The sequence below is a fragment of the Streptomyces dioscori genome (genome assembly GCF_003024195.1).
Classification (GTDB): Bacteria; Actinomycetota; Actinomycetes; order Streptomycetales; family Streptomycetaceae; genus Streptomyces; species Streptomyces dioscori.
In genome coordinates, this window is sequence record NZ_KZ679044.1 from 72,824 (window position 1) to 91,136 (window position 18,313).

The following is an 18,313-nucleotide window of genomic DNA, read 5'->3' on the forward strand; positions in this document are numbered from 1 at the left end:
CCCTCCGTATCGTGCTCATTACTTATTGTGCTCGTTCGGGTGCTCCGCGGCGATGCCCAGGGAGTGCACGGTGGCCATGCTGGGTGCGATCTCCAGGTAGACGGCCTCGAAGGGGCTGCCGTCCACGCGCAGCGGGCCGGGGCCGAAGCGGTCGAGCTGGGCGTCGGTCGGCTCGGCGCTCTCGCACCACCCGACGACCTGGACCGACCAGCGCTCGGTGCCCGCGGGGGCGGAAGCGAGGTTGTCCGCGCCGTACGCGACGACACTGCCCGCGCACACCCGGTGGTGACCGTGGCCCCGGTGCATCCTCAGCAGGAGGCGACCGCCCACGACGACATGGCGGGCCGGTGCCAGGAAGGGCAGGGCGCGCACGCTGGCCGCCACCCGGCCGTACTCGACGCGGCCGAGCAGGCCGGCGGCGATGTGCTGGTCGGTCGGCATGCCCTCAATCTGCGGCAGCCGGGGGAGCCGGGAGAAGGGGCGCCGGGCCCCTGTACGCGGGCCGTAGGTCCCGTTCCCGGCCGCGATGTTGGCCGCCGCGAGGTTTCCCGTCACGAAGCTCCCGCCGCGAGGTTTCCCGCCGCGGGGCTTCCGCCGTGCCGCGGCCTCAGCTCACTGCTGCCGGCCCGCCTGCATCCGGGCCACGTAGGCGGCGGCCTGCGCGCGCCGCTCCATGCCGAGTTTGGCCAGCAGGCTGGAGACGTAGTTCTTGATGGTCTTCTCCGCGAGATGCAGCCGCTCGCCGATCACGCGGTTGGTGAGCCCCTCACCGATCAGGTCGAGGATCCTGCGCTCCTGGTCGGTGAGCTTGGCGAGCCTGGCGTCCCCCTTGGGGCTGCCGCCGTCGCGCAGCCGCTCCAGGACGCGGGCGGTCGCCTCCGGGTCGAGCAGGGACTTGCCGGCCGCCACGTCACGGATCGCCGAGAGCAGTTCGTCGCCGCGGATCGCCTTCAGCGCGTAGCCCGAGGCGCCCGCCATGATCGCGTCGAAGAGGGCCTCGTCGTCGGCGTAGGAGGTGAGCATCAGGCACTTGATCGACTCGTCCTTGGAGCGGATCTCGCGGCAGACCTCCACCCCGCTGCCGTCCGGCAGCCGCACGTCCAGCACGGCGACGTCGGGGCGCGTGGCCGGAATTCGCGCCAGCGCGTCGGCCGCCGTACCGGCCTCGCCGACCACCTCGATGTCGTCCTCCATCGAGAGCAGCTCATGAACTCCCCGCCGGACCACCTCATGGTCGTCGAGAAGAAAAACAGTGATTTTTCCCGCTTCGCGCACGGAGCCAGTCTCACACACGATCTTTCCGCTTGCGCCAGTCGAGCCCTTCCCGTCCCCGGGGTGGCCGGGATAACGTGCCGGTGTTCCGGCCCCCTGCCAGGCTGTTACCAGTGCTGTGACCAGCGACTGTTCCCGACGCGCGCGAGGTACTTGGAAGTCCGAGTGAAAAGTACTTGGAACTCCGAGCAAAAACGCAGGTCAGGAGGGGTTTCACAGAAATGTGAAGCACTGGGTAACGTGCTTGTTGCAGGGCGCTCGCCGGGGCACCTGTCACGCCTGTTCCCGGCCGAGGGCACCCACCCCGTGCACGGGTACGAGGACCAGGCGAACCGCTCCCCCGGCTCTCGACGAGCTGGGGGAACCCCAGTTCCCGGCAACCCCGGGGGCCGGACCGACGGAGGAGCACACGTGACCGTGGAGAGCACTGCCGCGCGCAAGCCGCGACGCAGCGCCGGTACCAAGCGCACCGCTGCGAAGAAGCCGCCGGGCGCCCAGCCGGACCTCGTACAGCTGCTGACCCCCGAGGGGAAGCGCGTCAAGAATGGCGAATATGACGCGTACGTAGCCGACATCACCCCCGAAGAGCTGCGCGGCCTGTACCGCGACATGGTGCTCACCCGGCGCTTCGACGCCGAGGCCACCTCCCTGCAGCGCCAGGGCGAGCTGGGCCTGTGGGCCTCGCTGCTCGGCCAGGAGGCCGCCCAGATCGGCTCCGGGCGCGCCACCCGTGAGGACGACTACGTCTTCCCGACCTACCGCGAGCACGGCGTCGCCTGGTGCCGCGGCGTCGACCCGGCCAACCTGCTCGGCATGTTCCGCGGCGTGAACAACGGCGGCTGGGACCCGAACAGCAACAACTTCCACCTGTACACGATCGTCATCGGCTCGCAGACGCTGCACGCCACCGGCTACGCCATGGGCATCGCCAAGGACGGCGCCGACTCGGCCGTGATCGCGTACTTCGGGGACGGCGCCTCCAGCCAGGGCGACGTCGCTGAATCGTTCACCTTCTCCGCGGTCTACAACGCGCCCGTCGTGTTCTTCTGCCAGAACAACCAGTGGGCCATCTCCGAGCCCACCGAGCGCCAGACCCGCGTCCCGCTCTACCAGCGCGCGCAGGGGTACGGCTTCCCGGGCGTCCGCGTCGACGGCAACGACGTCCTCGCCTGCCTCGCCGTCACGAAGTGGGCGCTGGAGCGGGCCCGCCGGGGCGAGGGGCCGACCCTCGTCGAGGCGTACACCTACCGCATGGGCGCCCACACCACCTCCGACGACCCGACCAAGTACCGGGCCGACGAAGAGCGCGAGGCGTGGGAGGCGAAGGACCCGATCCTGCGCCTGCGCACGTACCTGGAGGCCTCAAACCACGCGGACGAGGGATTCTTCGCGGAACTCGAAGCCGAGAGCGAGGCGTTGGGCAAGCGAGTACGCGAAGTCGTCCGTGCCATGCCGGACCCGGACCGCTTCGCCATCTTCGAGAACGCGTACGCGGACGGGCACGCGCTCGTCGACGAGGAGCGGGCCCAGTTCGCCGCCTACCAGGCGTCGTTCGCCGATGAAGGGGAGGGCATTCAGCGATGACAGCGGAAAAGATGGCGCTGGCCAAGGCGATCAACGAATCGCTGCGCACGGCCCTCGACTCGGACCCCAAGGTCCTGATCATGGGCGAGGACGTCGGCAAGCTCGGCGGTGTGTTCCGGGTGACGGACGGCCTGCAGAAGGACTTCGGCGAGGACCGGGTCATCGACACCCCACTCGCCGAGTCGGGCATCGTCGGCACCGCGATCGGCCTCGCGCTGCGCGGCTACCGCCCGGTCGTGGAGATCCAGTTCGACGGCTTCGTCTTCCCGGCCTACGACCAGATCGTCACGCAGCTCGCGAAGATGCACGCGCGGGCGCTCGGCAAGATCAAACTCCCCGTCGTCATCCGCATCCCGTACGGCGGCGGCATCGGCGCGGTCGAGCACCACTCAGAGTCCCCCGAGGCGCTCTTCGCGCACGTGGCGGGCCTGAAGGTGGTCTCCCCTTCGAACGCGGGCGACGCCTACTGGATGATGCAGCAGGCCATCCACAGCGACGACCCGGTGATCTTCTTCGAGCCGAAGCGGCGCTACTGGGACAAGTCCGAGGTGAACCGCGAGGCGATCCCCTCCCCGCTGCACAAGGCGCGCGTGGTCCGCGAGGGCACCGACCTCACCCTGGCCGCGTACGGGCCGATGGTGAAGGTCTGCCAGGAGGCCGCGGCGGCGGCCCAGGAAGAGGGCAAGTCCCTCGAAGTGCTGGACCTGCGGTCGATGTCCCCGATCGACTTCGACGCCATCCAGGCCTCGGTCGAGAAGACCCGCCGCCTGGTCGTGGTGCACGAGGCGCCGGTGTTCCTCGGGACGGGCGCGGAGATCGCCGCCCGGATCACCGAGCGGAGCTTCTACCACCTGGAGGCCCCGGTGCTCAGGGTCGGCGGCTATCACGCCCCGTATCCGCCGGCCCGCCTGGAGGACGAGTACCTGCCGGGCCTGGACCGGGTGCTCGACGCCGTCGACCGCTCGCTGGCGTACTGAGGAGAAGGTCGTGACGACGATGACTGAAACGGCCTCGGGGCTGCGCGAGTTCAAGATGCCCGACGTGGGCGAGGGCCTGACCGAGGCGGAGATCCTCAAGTGGTACGTCCAGCCCGGTGACACGGTGACGGACGGGCAGGTGGTCTGCGAGGTCGAGACCGCCAAGGCCGCCGTCGAGCTGCCGATCCCCTACGACGGGGTGGTGCACGAGCTGCGCTTCCCCGAGGGGACGACGGTGGACGTCGGCCAGGTGATCATCGCGGTGGACGTGGGCGGCGGGGCGGCTTCGGCCGACGCGGCCGTACCGGTCTCTTCGGCCGCTCCCGCTGCTCCTGCTGCTGCAACCGCTGCGGCCGAGGCTCCGGCCGCGGCCGTGACCGCCCCGGCGACTTCCGCCCCGGCGGCGTCGGCCGCCACTCCGGCTCCCGCCGCTGCCGCGGAGGCCGAGGCCCCGCCGGAGGGCCGCAAGCCGGTTCTCGTCGGGTACGGGGTCTCGGTGGCCTCCACCAAGCGCCGTCCCCGCAGAGGTGTGCCGGCCCAGCAGCCGGAGGTGGCCGCGGCAGCCGCCGCGGTCAACGGCGAGCTGAACGGACACGCGGCTTCCGCGGCCCCAGCCGCCCGACCGCTCGCCAAGCCTCCCGTGCGCAAGCTGGCCAAGGACCTCGGGGTGGATCTGGCGGCGGTCACGCCTTCCGGCCCGGACGGGATCATCACCCGCGAGGACGTGCACGCGGCGGTGGCTCCCGCTCCTGCGTCTGCATCTGCGTCTGCTCCGGCTCCGGCTCCGGCCGGCGTCCAGGAACCTGCGATCACCGCGACGCCCGCTACGGCCTCGGCTCCCGTCGGTGCTCCGGCCCCGGCCGTGACCCCGCTCGCCCCGGCCGCCTCGTACGACGGTGTGCGGGAGACCCGTGTCCCGGTGAAGGGCGTCCGCAAGGCGATCGCGGCCGCGATGGTCGGCTCGGCGTTCACGGCGCCGCACGTCACCGAGTTCGTCACGGTCGATGTGACGCGCACGATGAAGCTGGTCGAGGAGCTCAAGCAGGACAACGACATGCAGGGGCTGCGGGTGAACCCGCTGCTGCTGATCGCCAAGGCCCTGCTGGTCGCCATCAAGCGCCACCCGGACGTCAACGCCTCATGGGACGAGGCCAACCAGGAGATCGTGCGGAAGCACTATGTGAACCTGGGCATCGCGGCGGCCACGCCTCGCGGTCTGATCGTCCCGAACATCAAGGACGCGCACGCCAAGACGCTGCCGCAGCTCGCCGAGGCGCTGGGTGAGCTGGTCGGCACCGCCCGCGAGGGGCGTACGTCACCGGCGGCCATGCAGGGCGGGACGGTGACGATCACCAACGTCGGGGTGTTCGGGGTCGACACGGGTACGCCGATCCTCAACCCCGGTGAGTCGGCGATCCTCGCCGTCGGGTCCATCAAGCCGCAGCCGTGGGTGCACAAGGGGAAGGTCAAGGTTCGGCAGGTGACGACCCTTGCGCTGTCCTTCGATCATCGGCTGGTCGATGGGGAGTTGGGGTCCAAGGTGCTTGCGGACGTGGCGGCGGTTCTTGAGCGGCCCAAGCGGTTGATTACTTGGGGGTAGTGGTTCTTCTGCGGGACGGTGGGGGCTGGTCGCGCAGTTCCCCGCGCCCCCAAGGACAAAAGATTGCGCCGTTCCCCGCGCCCCTGGAAAGGGGCGCGGGGAACGGCGCAGTCGGTTCAGCTGGGCTGGTTACCTGGCGAAGCCGTAGTTCATCAGCTTCTTCGCGTCCGACTCGCGGGCCGAGATGGACGTGGACGCCAGGACCGTACCGACGACGGTCTTGCCGTTGCGCGTGGCGGCGAAGACCAGGCAGTACTTGGCCTCCGGGCCGGAACCGGTCTTCACACCGATCGAACCGGAGTAGCTGCTGAGCAGACCGTTGGTGTTGGTCCACGCGGCCATCGTGCGGGTGCTGCCGGTCTTCGTGATGGTCTTCGCCGTGTACTTCTTCGTCTTCACGATCGCGCGGAAGTTGGCACTCTTCAGCGCGCTGCTGGTGATCTTCGTGAGGTCACGCGGCGTCGAGTAGTTCGAACCGTTGCCGATGCCGTCGAACGAGTCGAACTTCGTGTTCGTCAGGCCGAGGTCCTTGGCCTGCTTGTTCATCTTGCCGATGAACGACTTCACTCGGGCGGCACGCGTCGAGCCCGAACCGAACTTGTCGGCGAGGGCGTACGCCGCGTCGCAGCCGGACGGCAGCATCAGGCCGTACAGCAGCTGACGGACGGTGACCTTGTCGCCGACGATCAGACGGGCGGAGGACGCGGTGTTGCGGACGATGTAGTCGCTGTACGCCTTCTGGATGGTGACCTTGGCGTCCAGGTTGAGGTTCGGCTGGGACAGCACGACCTTCGCGGTCATGATCTTCGTGGTGGAGCCGGTGGAGCGGCGGGTGTCCGCTGCCTTGGTGTAGAGCGACGTGCCCGTGCCGTTGTTCATCACGAAGCCGCCCTTGGCGGCGATCGTGGGCTTCGTGAGGGCTTGCGCGGGCGCCGTGCCGAGGGCACCGGTCGCGAGCACGGCTCCGGTGGTGAAGACCACTGCGGCAGCTCTGCGGACGCGCGTGCCCTTGATGGCAGTTATCAAGTCGATTACCCCGATTACGTTGGAAACACCGAACTGGTGTCAAATGCCCCAAGAGGGCGTCCACTTGCCAGTGGCGCCTTCTCTTCAGACACACGAGTAGCACAAAAGGATGTGCAGTTTCTGAAGCGGGGTGCCCCTTTTTACCTCGTCCATATCCTGGACCGTCCGAGACGATGCGTACGTGTTGTATCTATGCTGTGCGCATGCCTTCCGCCCCGTCCCCCGCCGTGAAGTCGCCGCCCGCCGCCGAACGCGTATACGCGCACGTCAAACAAGCTGTGCTGGAGCGCCGGTACGAGGGCGGGACCCTGCTCACCGAGGGCGAGCTGGCCGAGGCCGTCGGCGTCTCGCGGACGCCGGTGCGCGAGGCGCTGCTCAAACTGGAGGTCGAAGGGCTGATCCGGCTCTACCCGAAAAAGGGAGCCCTCGTCCTGCCCGTCTCCGCGCAGGAGATCGCGGACGTGGTGGAGACCCGGCAGCTCGTCGAGGAGCACTCGATCCGCAAGGCGGTGCCGGCCGCGCCCGCGCTGATCGAGCGCCTGAGCGAACTCCTCGCCAAGCAGCAGGAGCAGGCCGCCGCAGGTGATCTGGCCGGAGCCGCCGTCACCGACCGCTGCTTCCACGCCGAGATCGTCCGCAGCGGGGGCAACGAGATCCTCTCCCGCCTCTACGACCAGCTGCGCGACCGGCAGCTGAGGATGGGCGTCGCCGTGATGCATGCCCACCCGGACCGGATCACCAAGACGCTCACCGAGCACCAGGAGATCCTCGACGCGCTGCGCTCCGGTGACGCGGAGGCGGCGGTCGACCTGGTGCACCGGCACGTCAGCTGGTTCTCCAACCTCGCCCGGGGAGACGTCCGATGAGTCCACCGTCCTCGTCGTCGTCCTCCTCGTCCCTGGCACTACCCGGCGATCCGCCCGGCGGCCGTCGCGCCGTGACGGTCTGGTCCGTCGGCGTCTCCGTCTACTTCGTCGCGGTCATCTTCCGTACGTCGCTGGGTGTGGCCGGCCTCGACGCCGCCGACCGCTTCCACGTCAACGCCTCCGCGCTCTCCACCTTCTCGATCCTCCAGCTCCTCGTCTACGCGGGCATGCAGATACCCGTCGGCCTGATGGTCGACCGGCTGGGCACCAAGAAGGTCCTGACCTTCGGCGTCGTGCTGTTCACGATCGGCCAGCTGGGCTTCGCGTTCTCCCCGACGTACGGAACGGCGCTGGCCTCGCGCGCGCTGCTCGGGTGCGGTGACGCGATGACGTTCATCAGCGTGCTGCGGCTCGGCTCGCGCTGGTTCCCGGCCCGGCGCGGGCCGATGGTCGCGCAGCTCGCCGGACTGGTCGGCATGGCGGGCAACCTCGTCTCGACGCTCGTCCTGGCCCGGCTGCTGCACGGAGTCGGCTGGACGGCCGCGTTCGCGGGCAGCTCGGTCGCCGGTGTCGTCGTCCTCGTCCTGATGCTGGCGTTCCTGAAGGACCACCCCGAAGGCCACGAGCCCGAGCCGTTCCCGCACCGGGGAGCCGCCTACGTACGCCGTCAGATCGCGGCGTCCTGGCGGGAGCCCGGCACCCGGCTCGGACTGTGGGTGCACTTCACGACCCAGTTCCCGGCGATGGTTTTCCTGCTGCTGTGGGGACTGCCGTTCCTCGTCGAGGCCCAGGGCCTGTCCCGCGCGACGGCCGGCGAACTACTCACCCTCGTCGTGCTCTCCAACATGCTGATAGGCCTGGTGTACGGGCAGATCGTCGCCCGGCACCATGCGGCGCGGCTGCCGCTGGCGCTCGGCACGGTCCTGTCGACGGCCGTGGTGTGGGCCGCGACGCTCGCCTATCCCGCCGATCATGCGCCCATGTGGCTGCTGGTCGTGCTGTGTGTGGTGCTCGGTGCGTGCGGGCCCGCTTCGATGATCGGGTTCGACTTCGCTCGGCCGGCCAATCCGCCCGAGCGGCAGGGGACCGCCTCCGGCATCACCAACATGGGTGGGTTCGTTGCGTCCATGACGACGTTGTTCGCGGTGGGGGTGCTGCTGGACGCCACCGGGGGGAGTTACGGCGTCGCGTTCTCCGCGGTGTTCGTGCTGCAGGCGCTCGGGTTGAGTCAGATCCTGCGGTTGCGGAGGCTGGCGGCTCGGCGGGAGCGGGAGCGGTTGGTTGCGAGTCGGGTGGAGACGGTGCACGTGCCCGCGTAGGGGGGTGGGTGTGCGGGGGCTTTTCTCGCCCCCGCCGCCCCTACCCGTTCCCGTACCTGCATGGGGGCTGCGCCCCCTCGCCCCCTGATCGCGCTTCGCGCTCGTCCTCAAACGCCGGACGGGCTACAAGGCTCGTCCTCAAACGCCGGACGGGCTATAAGGCTCGTGCTAGGGCGTGACCGTGAAGTTGTGGAGGATCGCTGCCGTGAGGTCCGGGTCGCCCTCTGTTTTCAGGCGGTCCGCGACCGACTCCGGGGTTACGCGGCCGCAGGCCAGGCGGACGTAGGTCTCCCAGTCGAGGGCGAGGGTGGCGGCCGGGCCGAGTGAGGGGGAACCGTCTATCGAACCGACACCGTCGGCGTCGACCCGGACCGTGCGCAGGAACTCGACGGGGCCGTGGACGTCGAAGACGACCGCCGAGTTCGCCGGTGCGCCCGCGTCCTTGGCGACGACCTTGGGGAGCCTGCTGAGCAGGACGTCACGAGTGACGTACGCGCCCGGGGAGTCGAGGTTGCCCGGCCGGCCGAGCGTGATGCGCAGGTCCTGCTCGTGCACCCACAGGTCGAACGCCCGGTTGCGCATGGACTCTTCGAGGGTGACCTCGGTACCGAGCGGGCCGCGCACCAGCGCGTCGGGCCGGCGCGACTCGTTACGCAGCTGACGGTTGCGGCGGATGATCGTGTACTCCAGCTCGGAGGTCATCTCCGGAGCGGTGTGGTGACGGCGGACGTCGACCTGCATCTCCATGTACCGCTGGTGCTCGTTCGTCACGTGGTACAGGTCGCGGGGAAGCGTGTGGATCGGTCGGGGGTCGCCCAGCGCCTCGCAGTCGAGGCCGATCACATGGGAGACGATGTCGCGCACCGACCAGCCAGGGCATGGAGTCCGCCGATTCCATTCGCCCTCCACCAGCGGGGACACGAGATCGGATATCGCGTCGATGGAGTGCGTCCAGGCGTCGGCGTAGGACTGAAGGCTGGGATGCAGACTCACGGAACGGGACCCCTCGGGCGGTTGGGCGCGGGCAGAACACAGGCTGCGGGTGTCTTGGGACGCTAAGTTACGCTGCTGTGAGGCACCCCGGCAGTGCTTTCGTGTGACGATCGTAGGCCCGTATCAAAGGCTCGAATGCCAGGACGGTGGTAGTGTGCGCGCCTCTCTCCTCCAGATCGCCGTGGACGAGGCCGAATCGGTCGACGCCCGCAGACAGCGTGTTGCCTCGCTCGTACGGCAGCAGACCGGGTCCGACCTGGTCATCCTGCCCGAACTCTGGACGACCGGCGCCTTCGCCTACGAGTCCTTCGACACCGAGGCCGAGCCGCTCGAAGGGCCCACGTACGAAGTGATGGCCAAGGCGGCGAGCGATGCGGGCGTGTGGCTGCACGCGGGGTCGATTCCCGAACGGGTGACGGGGACGGCGGGAGCGGCGGCGGGGGCGGGCGGGGGGCTGTACAACACCTCGCTCGTCTTCTCGCCGTCCGGTGACCTCGTCGCCACGTACCGCAAGATCCATCGGTTCGGCTTCGACAAGGGCGAGGCCGTGCTGATGGGCGCCGGGTCCGAGCTGGTCACCGTGCGGCTGCCGGAGACCACGGTCGGGTTGGCCACCTGTTACGACCTGCGGTTCCCCGAACTCTTCCGCGGGCTCGTCGACGCCGGGGCCGAGACGCTCGTCGTCTCCGCGGGGTGGCCCGAGCGGCGGCGCTCGCACTGGACGCTGCTTGCGCGTGCGCGGGCTGTCGAGGACCAGGCGTATGTGCTGGCCTGTGGGACCGCGGGGGTGCACGCCGGGGTGCCGCAGGCGGGGTATTCGATCGTGGTCGATCCCTGGGGGGAGGTTCTCGCCGAGGCGGGGGCCGGGGAGGAGGTCCTTGTGGTGGACTTCGATCCCGCGCGGGTGGGGGTTACGCGGGAACAGTTTCCCGCGCTGAAGGATCGGTTGCTGGGGGTTGCGGCGCCGCGGCGGTGAGCAGACTTTTCTCGCCCCCGCCGCCCCTACCCGTTCCCGTCCACGTATGGGGGCTGCGCCCCCTCGCCCCCTTTGTCCTCAAACGCCGGACGGGCTGGAAATCCAGCCCGTCCGGCGTTTGAGGACCGGGGGTTCGGGGGCAGCGCCCCCGAGTCAGTGACGGGACGGGTAGGGGCGGCGGGGGCGAGGGAAATGCCCTGTCAGTCCGACTCGGATTCTCGCTCCGCCAAGTGGATCACGCACACCGCCACCGCGATCAGCAGCGCCGGATCCGCGTCGTCGCGTACGACCTCGACGCCGTACGTCTCCCGGACCCGCAGCCACCGGCGCGAGATGAGGGCGAGCAGTTCGCCGTCGTACTCGACGACGAACTCCCGGTCCAGGATCTTGCCGCTGACGTCCAGCTCGGTGCCGTCCGCGAGCGTGACGCGATAGTGGTTGCGCAGCAGCGACAGCCGCTTGCGCCGGATGGTCGCCAGCGGCTCGCCGTCCCGCTCGACGACCATCGTGTCCCGCAGCGCGAGCATCTTCTTGTGGATGTCGATCAGCACGCGCCCCTGCCGGTCCTTCAGCTCGAAGGTGTCCCGCAGCCGCATCGCCTTGCCGTCGACGAGGAAGGCTTTGCGGCCCTGCTCGTCCTCGATCCAGTAGTCGTCACCGAAGCCCAGGAGCCGGTCGCGTACGAGGAATTTCATGCCCATGTTCTTAGCGCTTCCCCGGCGGACGGCCCGAAACGCCGGCGGTAGGCCGTCGGGCTGAGTCCCGTCTCGCGGCGCAGCCGGGCCCGCAGGTTGGCGGCGGTGCCGAGGCCGCTGCGCTGCGCCACGATGTCGAGCCGTTCCTCGCCGCGTTCGATGAGCCGACAGGCCAGTGCCACCCGTTCGCCGGTCAGCCAGGCCAGCGGGGTCGTACCGAGCTGGGCGCGGAAACGGCGGTGCAGCGTGGCGGGGCTGACCGCCGCGTGCGCCGCGAGGTCCGGGACCGTGAGGGGTTCGCCGATCCGTTCCGAGGCCCAGGCGAGCAGCGGCGCCAGGGATTCGTCCGGGACGTCGGGGAGCGGGCGTTCGATGAACTGCCGCTGTCCGCCGTCGCGGTGGGCGGCGAAGACGAGGCGCCGGGACACGGCGTTCGCGATCTCGGCGCCGTGGTCGCGCCGGACGATGTACAGCCCGAGGTCCAAGGCCGCGGCGCTGCCCGCCGCCGTCAGCACGTCCCCCTCGTCCACGAACAGGACGTCCGGCTCCAGGAGGACCTTCGGGTGCAGTTCCCGGAAGAGGTCGGCCCAGCGCCAGTGGGTGGTGGCCCGGCGCCCGTCGAGGATGCCGGCCTCGGCGAGCGCGAAACTGCCGGTGCACAGGCTCACGACGCGTGCGCCCCGCGCGTGGGTGCGCCGGACGGCGTCGAGGACGGCTTCCCCGCGCGGTACGACGTTGTCGGGGCGGCCGGGGACGACGAGGGTGTCCGCGCTGTCCACCGCGTCCAGCCCTGGCACGCCGCTCAGCGTGAAGAAGCCGTGGTTCATCCGGACTTCGGGGGTGGGCGTGCACAGCGTCAGCTCGTACAGGGGGTTCGGAAGGCCGAGTTCGGGGCGGGGCAGCCCGAACAGCTCGGTCGCGACCCCGACCTCGAAGGGGTTGATGCCCTCGTCGACGATCACGGCCACGCGGTGCGAGGAGCGGTGCGAGGATCCATGCGGCATGTGCGATTTCTAGCACTCGTCCGAGCTGTGCGCCATCGCCGACGATGAGCGGTATGAGCGCACTCACGGAACCTGTTGCCCTGTCCGCCGCCCTGGCCTCGTTCACGGAGCGGTGGAGTCCTCGCATCGTCACCGCCGTCAACGACTACGACGTCCGCGTGGCCAAGGTCGAGGGTGAACACCTCTGGCACGTGCACGACCACACCGACGAGTTCTTCCTGGTCCTGGACGGCGAACTGCACATCGCGCTGCGCGAGGCGGCCGGCGAGCGCACGGTCGCCCTGCCCAGGGGCAGTGTCTTCACGGTCCCGCGCGGCACGGAGCACAAGCCGTACGCTCCCGTGCCGACCGAGATCCTCATGCTCGAACCGACCGGCACGTCCACGGTCGGCGACCGCCACGACGAGGTACCGGCCCATGTGGACGCGACGACGGGGCACGCGCTGCGCTGAGCGGAGCCGTCACTGTCGTTTCACTGCCGTGAGCAGGGCGTTCAGGGCGGCGGGGGTGGGCGCGAGGACGGCGACGGCGGCTGCGGGGGCCGGAACCCGTCGGCCCGCCGCTCCGGCCCTTCGTCACCTCGGGCGACGCGAAGTTGCCTCAGTTACGGGTATCAGACGGCGCGTACGCCGTTCAGCCGCCGTAACCGTCGCTGTAACCGCTGTGGTTGTGGTGACGCTGGTCGTCGATCACCGTGGTGGTCGGCGGCGCCACCACGGCCCGCCGACGCTTGGAGATGCTGACGAAGGTCGCCACGCCGATCAGGCCGACGATCATGAAGATGACGCCGACCAGGTCGAGGTTGACCCCCTGCATGTCCCAGTCGGTCGCGAAGGTGAGGATCGCCCCTGCGGCGATCAGAATGATGCATCCGCCCAGGCCCATGGATGTCGCCTCCTGTTGCGCACGGTCTCGTGCCGGGCCCGGAGACCGTACGGCCCCGGGCCCAGTGCGGGTACCCGGAGGCGGCCCCTCCATGCAGGGGCGGACGAGACGTCAGGTAACTGGTACGAGGACCGATTCGCTGTACGCCGCCTGCCAGTTGGGGCTTCCCTCGAACTCGGCACGGTAGTGGCCCTGCCCGGCGGGTGCGGTGAACGTGCCATGGAACAGGGCGCCTTCCTCGGGATCGGCGGAGGCGGGGACGAGCGTGGTCACCGTGGTCCAGCCGGTCGCGCCGTCGGCGGAGTACTGGATCCGCACCTTGTTGTCGCTCTCCGAGGGCGTGCTCTCGCCGGTGTACAGGCGTCCCTGAGCGGTGAGCCGGGAGTCCTTGCCGACGGACACGGTGAACGAGCCGATGGAGGTGGCGCGGGCGACGTTCACCCTCAGCGGCTCCTCCCCACTGGCGTCGAGATACGTGCCCCCGAGGACCCGTACCTGTGCCGTTCCCGAGCGGGGCATCAGCAGTTCGCCGGAGAACCGGCCCTCGGAGTCGGTGACGGGGCGCGTCACGGCGGCCCCCGAGTCGCTGTCCCACAGGGCCCGGACGGTGGCTCCGGCCAGCGGCTCCCAGTCGTCCTCGCCCATCACCTCGGCACGGCCCGAGACGGTCACGGGCTCGCCCTCGACGGTGCTCAGTTCGTCGGTGTCGAGCAGCACCCGCGTGGCCGACCGGACCGGTGTGACGTAGGCCGTGGCGGTGTTCTGCTGCGCGGGCGGGGCCAGGTCGAGGTCCGGAGTGACGAGGCCCCGGCCGTCGCGCGTATGGGTGTACGCGTAGGTGAACCGGCCGTCGGTGTCCGTGCGGACCGGGACGGGAGAGCCCCCGTTCGAGGTGATGAGCTGGACGTCGCTGTCGGCGGCGGGCGCCGTCAGGCCCGTACGGGGATCGGTGACCGTGTACCGGCCGGAGACGGACACCTGCTGGTGGCTGTGGTCCGGGTGTTCGGGGGTGACGTCGAAGTCGTGCAGGTCCGCCGTGCGCCAGTACGCGAATCCGGTGGTGCTCTGTGTCGTGGACGTGTCCCCGTCGGCGTCGGTGAGGTCCACGACGAGGCGGTAGGTGTCGAGTTCGGCGAGGCGCAACGGTGTCGTCGTCGCCCAGCGGCCGTCCGTGTCGCTTCCGGAGCTGAGGTGGAAGTCGTCGACCGTCGCGACCTCTTCGAGACCGCCAGAACCGTCAGAACCGCCGGAGCCGTCCGAGGTGAAGAGGTGGGCGGTGACGGCGGTGATCGGGCTGTCGGACCGTGCGGTGACCGCGAGCAGCCCGCTGGACGGTTCGCCGCTGCCGCCCGCTGCCACCAGTTCGGGCGCCGCCGTGGCGGCGGACGCGGTCGCCGGCACCGTCCCCAGTACCCCCAGCAGCAGTCCGGCTGCGACCGACGCGCGGGCGAGCACCGTGGAACGCCGTTTCGGCGCATACCGCTGTCTCATGCCAAGTCCCCCCGTGGACAAGCTGATCGAGCTGATCAAGCTGAGCAAGGGGGCATCGTAAGCCGGAGAGGGCTGTCATGAACAGGCCCAAGAGGCCCAAGAGGCCCAAGAGGCCCAAGAGGCCCAAGAGGTGCCCCGTCCTAGCCCTCCAGGAACGCCACCAACGCGTTCGCCAGCAGGAACGGGTCGTCCGCGCCGCACAGTTCGCGGGCGCTGTGCATCGACAGGATGGCCACGCCGATGTCGACCGTCTTGATGCCGTGGCGGGCCGCGGTGATGGGGCCGATCGTCGTGCCGCAGGGCATGGAGTTGTTGGAGACGAAGGTCTGGAACGGCACGCCGGCCTTGTCGCAGGCCGTGGCGAAGACCGCGCGGCCCGAACCGTCCGTCGCGTAGCGGTTGTTGACGTTCACCTTGAGGATCGGGCCCTTGCCCGCGCGCGGGTGGTGCGTCGGGTCGTGCCGCTCCGCGTAGTTCGGGTGCACGGCGTGGCCCGTGTCGGAGGAGAGACAGACGGTGCCCGCGAAGGCGCGCGCCCGGTCCTCGTACGAGCCGCCACGCGCGAAGACCGAACGTTCCAGCACGCCGCCGAGCAGCGGGCCGTCCGCGCCCGTGTCGGACTGCGAGCCGTTCTCCTCGTGGTCGAACGCGGCGAGGACCGGGATGTACGGCAGGGGCTCCTCGGCGCTCGCCACGGCCGCCAGGGCCGCCGTACCGGCGTGCACGGACAGCAGGTTGTCCATGCGCGGGCCCGCGACGAGGTCCTTGTCGCGGCCCAGGTACGCGGGCGGTTCGATCGAGTGGACCATCAGGTCCCAGCCGATGGTCTCGCCCTCGGGGATGCCGGCCTCCTGCTCCAGGAAGCGGATCAGATCGCCGTCGTGCACGTCGTCGCCGAGGCCCCAGACGGGCTGCAGATGCCGCTGCTTGTCGAGCTTGAGGCCCTCGGCGGTGACGGAACGGTCCAGGTGGATGGCGAGTTGCGGTACCCGCAGCAGCGCGCGGTCGACGTTCACGAGCCGTGTCGAACCGTCCCGCAGCGACAGCCGCCCGGCCAGTCCGAGGTCGCGGTCCAGCCAGGAGTTGAGCAGCGGACCGCCGTAGACCTCGACCGCGACCTGTCTCCAGCCGTGGCCGCCGTTGTCGGGGCGTGGCTTCACCCGCAGGTTGGGGGAGTCGGTGTGCGCCCCGACGATGCGGAAGGGGGTGTGCGGCTCGGCGCCCTCCGGCACGTACCAGGCCACGATCGCGCCGCCGCGCAGCACGTACTTGCCGCCCGTGGTCCCGTCCCACGCGTCGGTCTCCGCGACCTGGCGGAAGCCGGCCTTCTCCAACCGCTCGGCGGCGTTCGCCACCGCGTGGTACGGGGACGGGCTCGCCGCCAGGAAGGACATGAGGTCGTCGGTGTGGCCGCGGTCGAAGCGGGGGGGTGTGCGCATGGGTTCACCTTAACGACGGACGAGGGCCCGCTCCCGGGGATGGGAACGGGCCCTCCGGTGGGGAAGGGGTGGGGGTGCGCTGTCGGGTGCGGGCCGGTGGGGGTCGGCCGCGCAGTTCCCCGCGCCCCTCAAGAAGGAAGGCGGGGGCTGCGCCCCGCCTTCCTTCTTCAGCCCGTCCGGCGATTGAGGACGAGCGCGTTCAGCGCGATGCGGGGGTTCGGGGGCGGCAGCCCCCGGGGTGGGCACCGGTCAGAACGCGGCCTCGTCCAGGTCCATCAGGTCCAGCTCGACCGCCTCGGCGAGCTTGCGCGCGCCCGTGACGCCCGGCAGGACGTTCGCGGCGAAGAAGTTGGCCGCCGCGATCTTCCCGGTGTAGAACGCGCGGTCCTTCGCCGAGGCCGTCTCCAGCTTCTCGGCGGCGACGGCCGCGCCCTTCAGCAGCAGGTAGCCGACGACGACGTCACCGGAGGCCATCAGCAGGCGGGTGGTGTTCAGCCCGACCTTGTAGATGTTCTTCACGTCCTGCTCGGTCGCCGCGAGGTCCGTGAGCATCAGGCCGACGATGGCCTCCAGCTCGACGGCCGCCTTGGCGAGGTGCTCACGCGCGCCGGACAGCTCCTCGCCGCCGGTGCCGAGCGCCAGGAACTTCTTGATGTCCTCGGCGAGCGAGTTCAGCGCCGCGCCCTGGTTGCGGACGATCTTCCGGAAGAAGAAGTCCTGGCCCTGGATCGCGGTGGTGCCCTCGTACAGCGTGTCGATCTTCGCGTCGCGGATGTACTGCTCGATCGGGTACTCCTGGAGGAACCCGGAGCCGCCGAAGGTCTGCAGCGACTGGGCGAGCTGCTCGTAGCCCTTCTCGGAGCCGTAGCCCTTCACGATCGGCAGGAGCAGGTCGTTGAGCGCTTCGAGGGCGGACGCGTCCTCGCCCTCGGCCTCCTTGACCTGGATCTCGTCCTGGAGCGCGGCGGTGTGCAGCACCAGCGCGCGCATGCCCTCCGCGTACGCCTTCTGCGTCATCAGCGAGCGGCGCACGTCCGGGTGGTGCGTGATGGTGACCTTGGGCGCGGTCTTGTCCATGAACTGCGCGAGGTCGGGACCCTGGACGCGCTCCTTGGCGTACTCCAGCGCGTTCAGGTAGCCCGTGGAGAGCGTGGAGATCGCCTTCGTGCCGACCATCATGCGGGCGAACTCGATGATGCGGAACATCTGGCGGATGCCGTCGTGCTTGTCGCCGATGAGCCAGCCCTTGGCGGGGTGGCGGTCGCCGAACGTCATCTCGCAGGTGTTGGACGCCTTGAGGCCCATCTTGTGCTCGACGTTCGTCGCGTACACGCCGTTGCGCTCGCCCAGCTCGCCGGTCTCGAAGTCGAACTCGAACTTCGGTACGAGGAAGAGGGACAGGCCCTTGGTGCCGGGTCCGGCGCCCTCCGGCCGCGCGAGGACGTAGTGGAGGATGTTCTCCTCCATGTCGTGCTCCCCGGACGTGATGAAGCGCTTGACGCCCTCGATGTGCCAGGAGCCGTCCTCCTGCTGGACCGCCTTGGTGCGGCCGGCGCCGACGTCCGAGCCGGCGTCCGGCTCGGTGAGCACCATGGTGGAGCCCCAGTGCTTGTCGACGGCGATCTTCGCGATGTGCTTCTGGACCTCGTTGCCCTCTTCGAAGAGGATGCCCGCGAAGGCGGGGCCCGAGCAGTACATCCAGACCGCGGGGTTCGCGCCGAGGATCAGCTCCGCGTACGCCCAGATCAGGGAGCGGGGCGCGGTGGTGCCGCCGATCTCCTCGGGCAGGCCGAGCCGCCAGTACTCGGCGTCCATGAAGGCCTTGTAGGACTTCTTGAAGGACGCCGGGACGGGCGCGGTGTTGGTCTCCGGGTCGAAGACCGGGGGGTTGCGGTCGGCGTCCGTGAAGGACTCCGCCAGCTCGTTCTCCGAGAGGCGGGTCAGCTCTTCGAGGATGCTCTTGGCGGTCTCGGTGTCCATCTCCGCGAACGGGCCGGTGCCGTACAGCTTGTCGCGCCCGAGCACCTCGAAGAGGTTGAACTCGATGTCGCGGAGATTCGACTTGTAGTGCCCCATGGCGACGGCTCCGTTAAGGGATCGGGGAGGTGGTCAATCCTCGTACCTGGTCGGGCTACGTGGTTCGAGCTACGGTTCGCGGCCGGCACGCATCTGGTTCGCGTACCAAC

General features: G+C 69.8%; 17 protein-coding genes. 7 read left to right on the forward strand and 10 right to left on the reverse strand.

The window, feature by feature from the left end; translation table 11 throughout:
* Positions 1-18 precede the first annotated feature (18 nt).
* Both C6Y14_RS18890 and C6Y14_RS18895 read right to left on the reverse strand, forming a co-directional pair.
* Positions 19-555 (reverse strand): pyridoxamine 5'-phosphate oxidase family protein, encoded by a 537-nt coding sequence (locus C6Y14_RS18890; RefSeq protein ID WP_318658061.1) that lies wholly within the window; start codon positions 553-555, stop codon positions 19-21.
* Between the two features lie 57 nt (positions 556-612).
* A complete protein-coding gene (locus C6Y14_RS18895; protein ID WP_107017906.1) occupies positions 613-1,275 on the reverse strand; it encodes a response regulator in 663 nt (220 codons plus the stop codon).
* Between the two features lie 408 nt (positions 1,276-1,683).
* Between C6Y14_RS18895 and pdhA the strand changes: the two genes are divergently transcribed.
* The 3 genes from pdhA to C6Y14_RS18910 are packed head-to-tail and all read left to right on the forward strand — an operon-like array spanning position 1,684 to position 5,433.
* Positions 1,684-2,856 carry a pyruvate dehydrogenase (acetyl-transferring) E1 component subunit alpha gene (gene pdhA, locus C6Y14_RS18900; protein WP_107017907.1) on the forward strand — a complete coding sequence of 391 codons (1,173 nt, stop codon included), beginning with the start codon at positions 1,684-1,686 and terminating at the stop codon, positions 2,854-2,856.
* Entirely contained in the window at positions 2,853-3,833 is a 981-nt protein-coding gene (locus C6Y14_RS18905; RefSeq protein WP_107017908.1) for an alpha-ketoacid dehydrogenase subunit beta, read from the forward strand. The genes pdhA and C6Y14_RS18905 overlap by 4 nt, the downstream gene beginning before the upstream one ends.
* 10 nt (positions 3,834-3,843) lie before the next feature.
* Positions 3,844-5,433 carry a dihydrolipoamide acetyltransferase family protein gene (locus tag C6Y14_RS18910; protein ID WP_107017909.1) on the forward strand — a complete coding sequence of 530 codons (1,590 nt, stop codon included), beginning with the start codon at positions 3,844-3,846 and terminating at the stop codon, positions 5,431-5,433.
* Between the two features lie 129 nt (positions 5,434-5,562).
* Here C6Y14_RS18910 and C6Y14_RS18915 read toward each other — a convergent pair whose 3' ends face one another.
* Complete coding sequence (locus tag C6Y14_RS18915) at positions 5,563-6,459, reverse strand: D-alanyl-D-alanine carboxypeptidase family protein (protein WP_107017910.1); 897 nt, start codon at positions 6,457-6,459, stop codon at positions 5,563-5,565.
* Positions 6,460-6,662: 203 nt separating this feature from the next.
* Between C6Y14_RS18915 and C6Y14_RS18920 the strand changes: the two genes are divergently transcribed.
* Positions 6,663-7,325: a GntR family transcriptional regulator gene (locus C6Y14_RS18920; protein WP_107017911.1), complete on the forward strand. Its 663-nt coding sequence runs from the start codon at positions 6,663-6,665 to the stop codon at positions 7,323-7,325.
* Positions 7,322-8,644, forward strand: coding sequence for an MFS transporter (locus C6Y14_RS18925; RefSeq protein WP_107017912.1), 1,323 nt, complete (start codon positions 7,322-7,324; stop codon positions 8,642-8,644). Before C6Y14_RS18920 ends, C6Y14_RS18925 begins: the two co-directional genes overlap by 4 nt.
* 168 nt (positions 8,645-8,812) lie before the next feature.
* On the opposite strand, the gene C6Y14_RS18930 is transcribed toward C6Y14_RS18925, so the two are convergent.
* Entirely contained in the window at positions 8,813-9,637 is an 825-nt protein-coding gene (locus tag C6Y14_RS18930) for a maleylpyruvate isomerase family mycothiol-dependent enzyme (RefSeq protein ID WP_107017913.1), read from the reverse strand.
* A 154-nt stretch (positions 9,638-9,791) separates the two neighbouring features.
* Here C6Y14_RS18930 and C6Y14_RS18935 point away from each other — a divergent pair, with 154 nt between their 5' ends.
* Positions 9,792-10,613 (forward strand): carbon-nitrogen family hydrolase, encoded by an 822-nt coding sequence (locus C6Y14_RS18935; protein ID WP_107017914.1) that lies wholly within the window; start codon positions 9,792-9,794, stop codon positions 10,611-10,613.
* A 200-nt stretch (positions 10,614-10,813) separates the two neighbouring features.
* Here the strand turns inward: C6Y14_RS18935 and C6Y14_RS18940 are convergent, their stop codons facing one another.
* Both C6Y14_RS18940 and C6Y14_RS18945 read right to left on the reverse strand, forming a co-directional pair.
* The gene (locus tag C6Y14_RS18940) at positions 10,814-11,308 is read right to left on the reverse strand and encodes an LURP-one-related/scramblase family protein (protein WP_107018211.1); all 495 of its coding nucleotides are present in this window, start codon (positions 11,306-11,308) and stop codon (positions 10,814-10,816) included.
* Complete coding sequence (locus C6Y14_RS18945; RefSeq protein WP_107017915.1) at positions 11,305-12,312, reverse strand: GlxA family transcriptional regulator; 1,008 nt, start codon at positions 12,310-12,312, stop codon at positions 11,305-11,307. The genes C6Y14_RS18940 and C6Y14_RS18945 overlap by 4 nt, the downstream gene beginning before the upstream one ends.
* A gap of 53 nt (positions 12,313-12,365) precedes the next feature.
* On the opposite strand from C6Y14_RS18945, the gene C6Y14_RS18950 reads away from it, so the two are divergent.
* On the forward strand, positions 12,366-12,764 hold the full coding sequence (locus C6Y14_RS18950; RefSeq protein ID WP_107017916.1) for a cupin domain-containing protein: 399 nt from the start codon (positions 12,366-12,368) through the stop codon (positions 12,762-12,764).
* 181 nt (positions 12,765-12,945) lie between these two features.
* Here the strand turns inward: C6Y14_RS18950 and C6Y14_RS18955 are convergent, their stop codons facing one another.
* The 4 genes from C6Y14_RS18955 to C6Y14_RS18975 all read right to left on the reverse strand — a co-directional run bounded on the left by C6Y14_RS18955 (position 12,946) and on the right by C6Y14_RS18975 (position 18,203).
* Positions 12,946-13,197 carry a DUF6458 family protein gene (locus C6Y14_RS18955; RefSeq protein ID WP_107017917.1) on the reverse strand — a complete coding sequence of 84 codons (252 nt, stop codon included), beginning with the start codon at positions 13,195-13,197 and terminating at the stop codon, positions 12,946-12,948.
* 111 nt (positions 13,198-13,308) lie between these two features.
* Positions 13,309-14,688 carry a hypothetical protein gene (locus C6Y14_RS18960; RefSeq protein WP_159074269.1) on the reverse strand — a complete coding sequence of 460 codons (1,380 nt, stop codon included), beginning with the start codon at positions 14,686-14,688 and terminating at the stop codon, positions 13,309-13,311.
* Between the two features lie 140 nt (positions 14,689-14,828).
* Complete coding sequence (locus C6Y14_RS18965) at positions 14,829-16,127, reverse strand: M18 family aminopeptidase (RefSeq protein ID WP_107017919.1); 1,299 nt, start codon at positions 16,125-16,127, stop codon at positions 14,829-14,831.
* A gap of 249 nt (positions 16,128-16,376) precedes the next feature.
* Positions 16,377-18,203: an acyl-CoA dehydrogenase gene (locus C6Y14_RS18975; protein ID WP_107017921.1), complete on the reverse strand. Its 1,827-nt coding sequence runs from the start codon at positions 18,201-18,203 to the stop codon at positions 16,377-16,379.
* Positions 18,204-18,313: the final 110 nt, after the last annotated feature.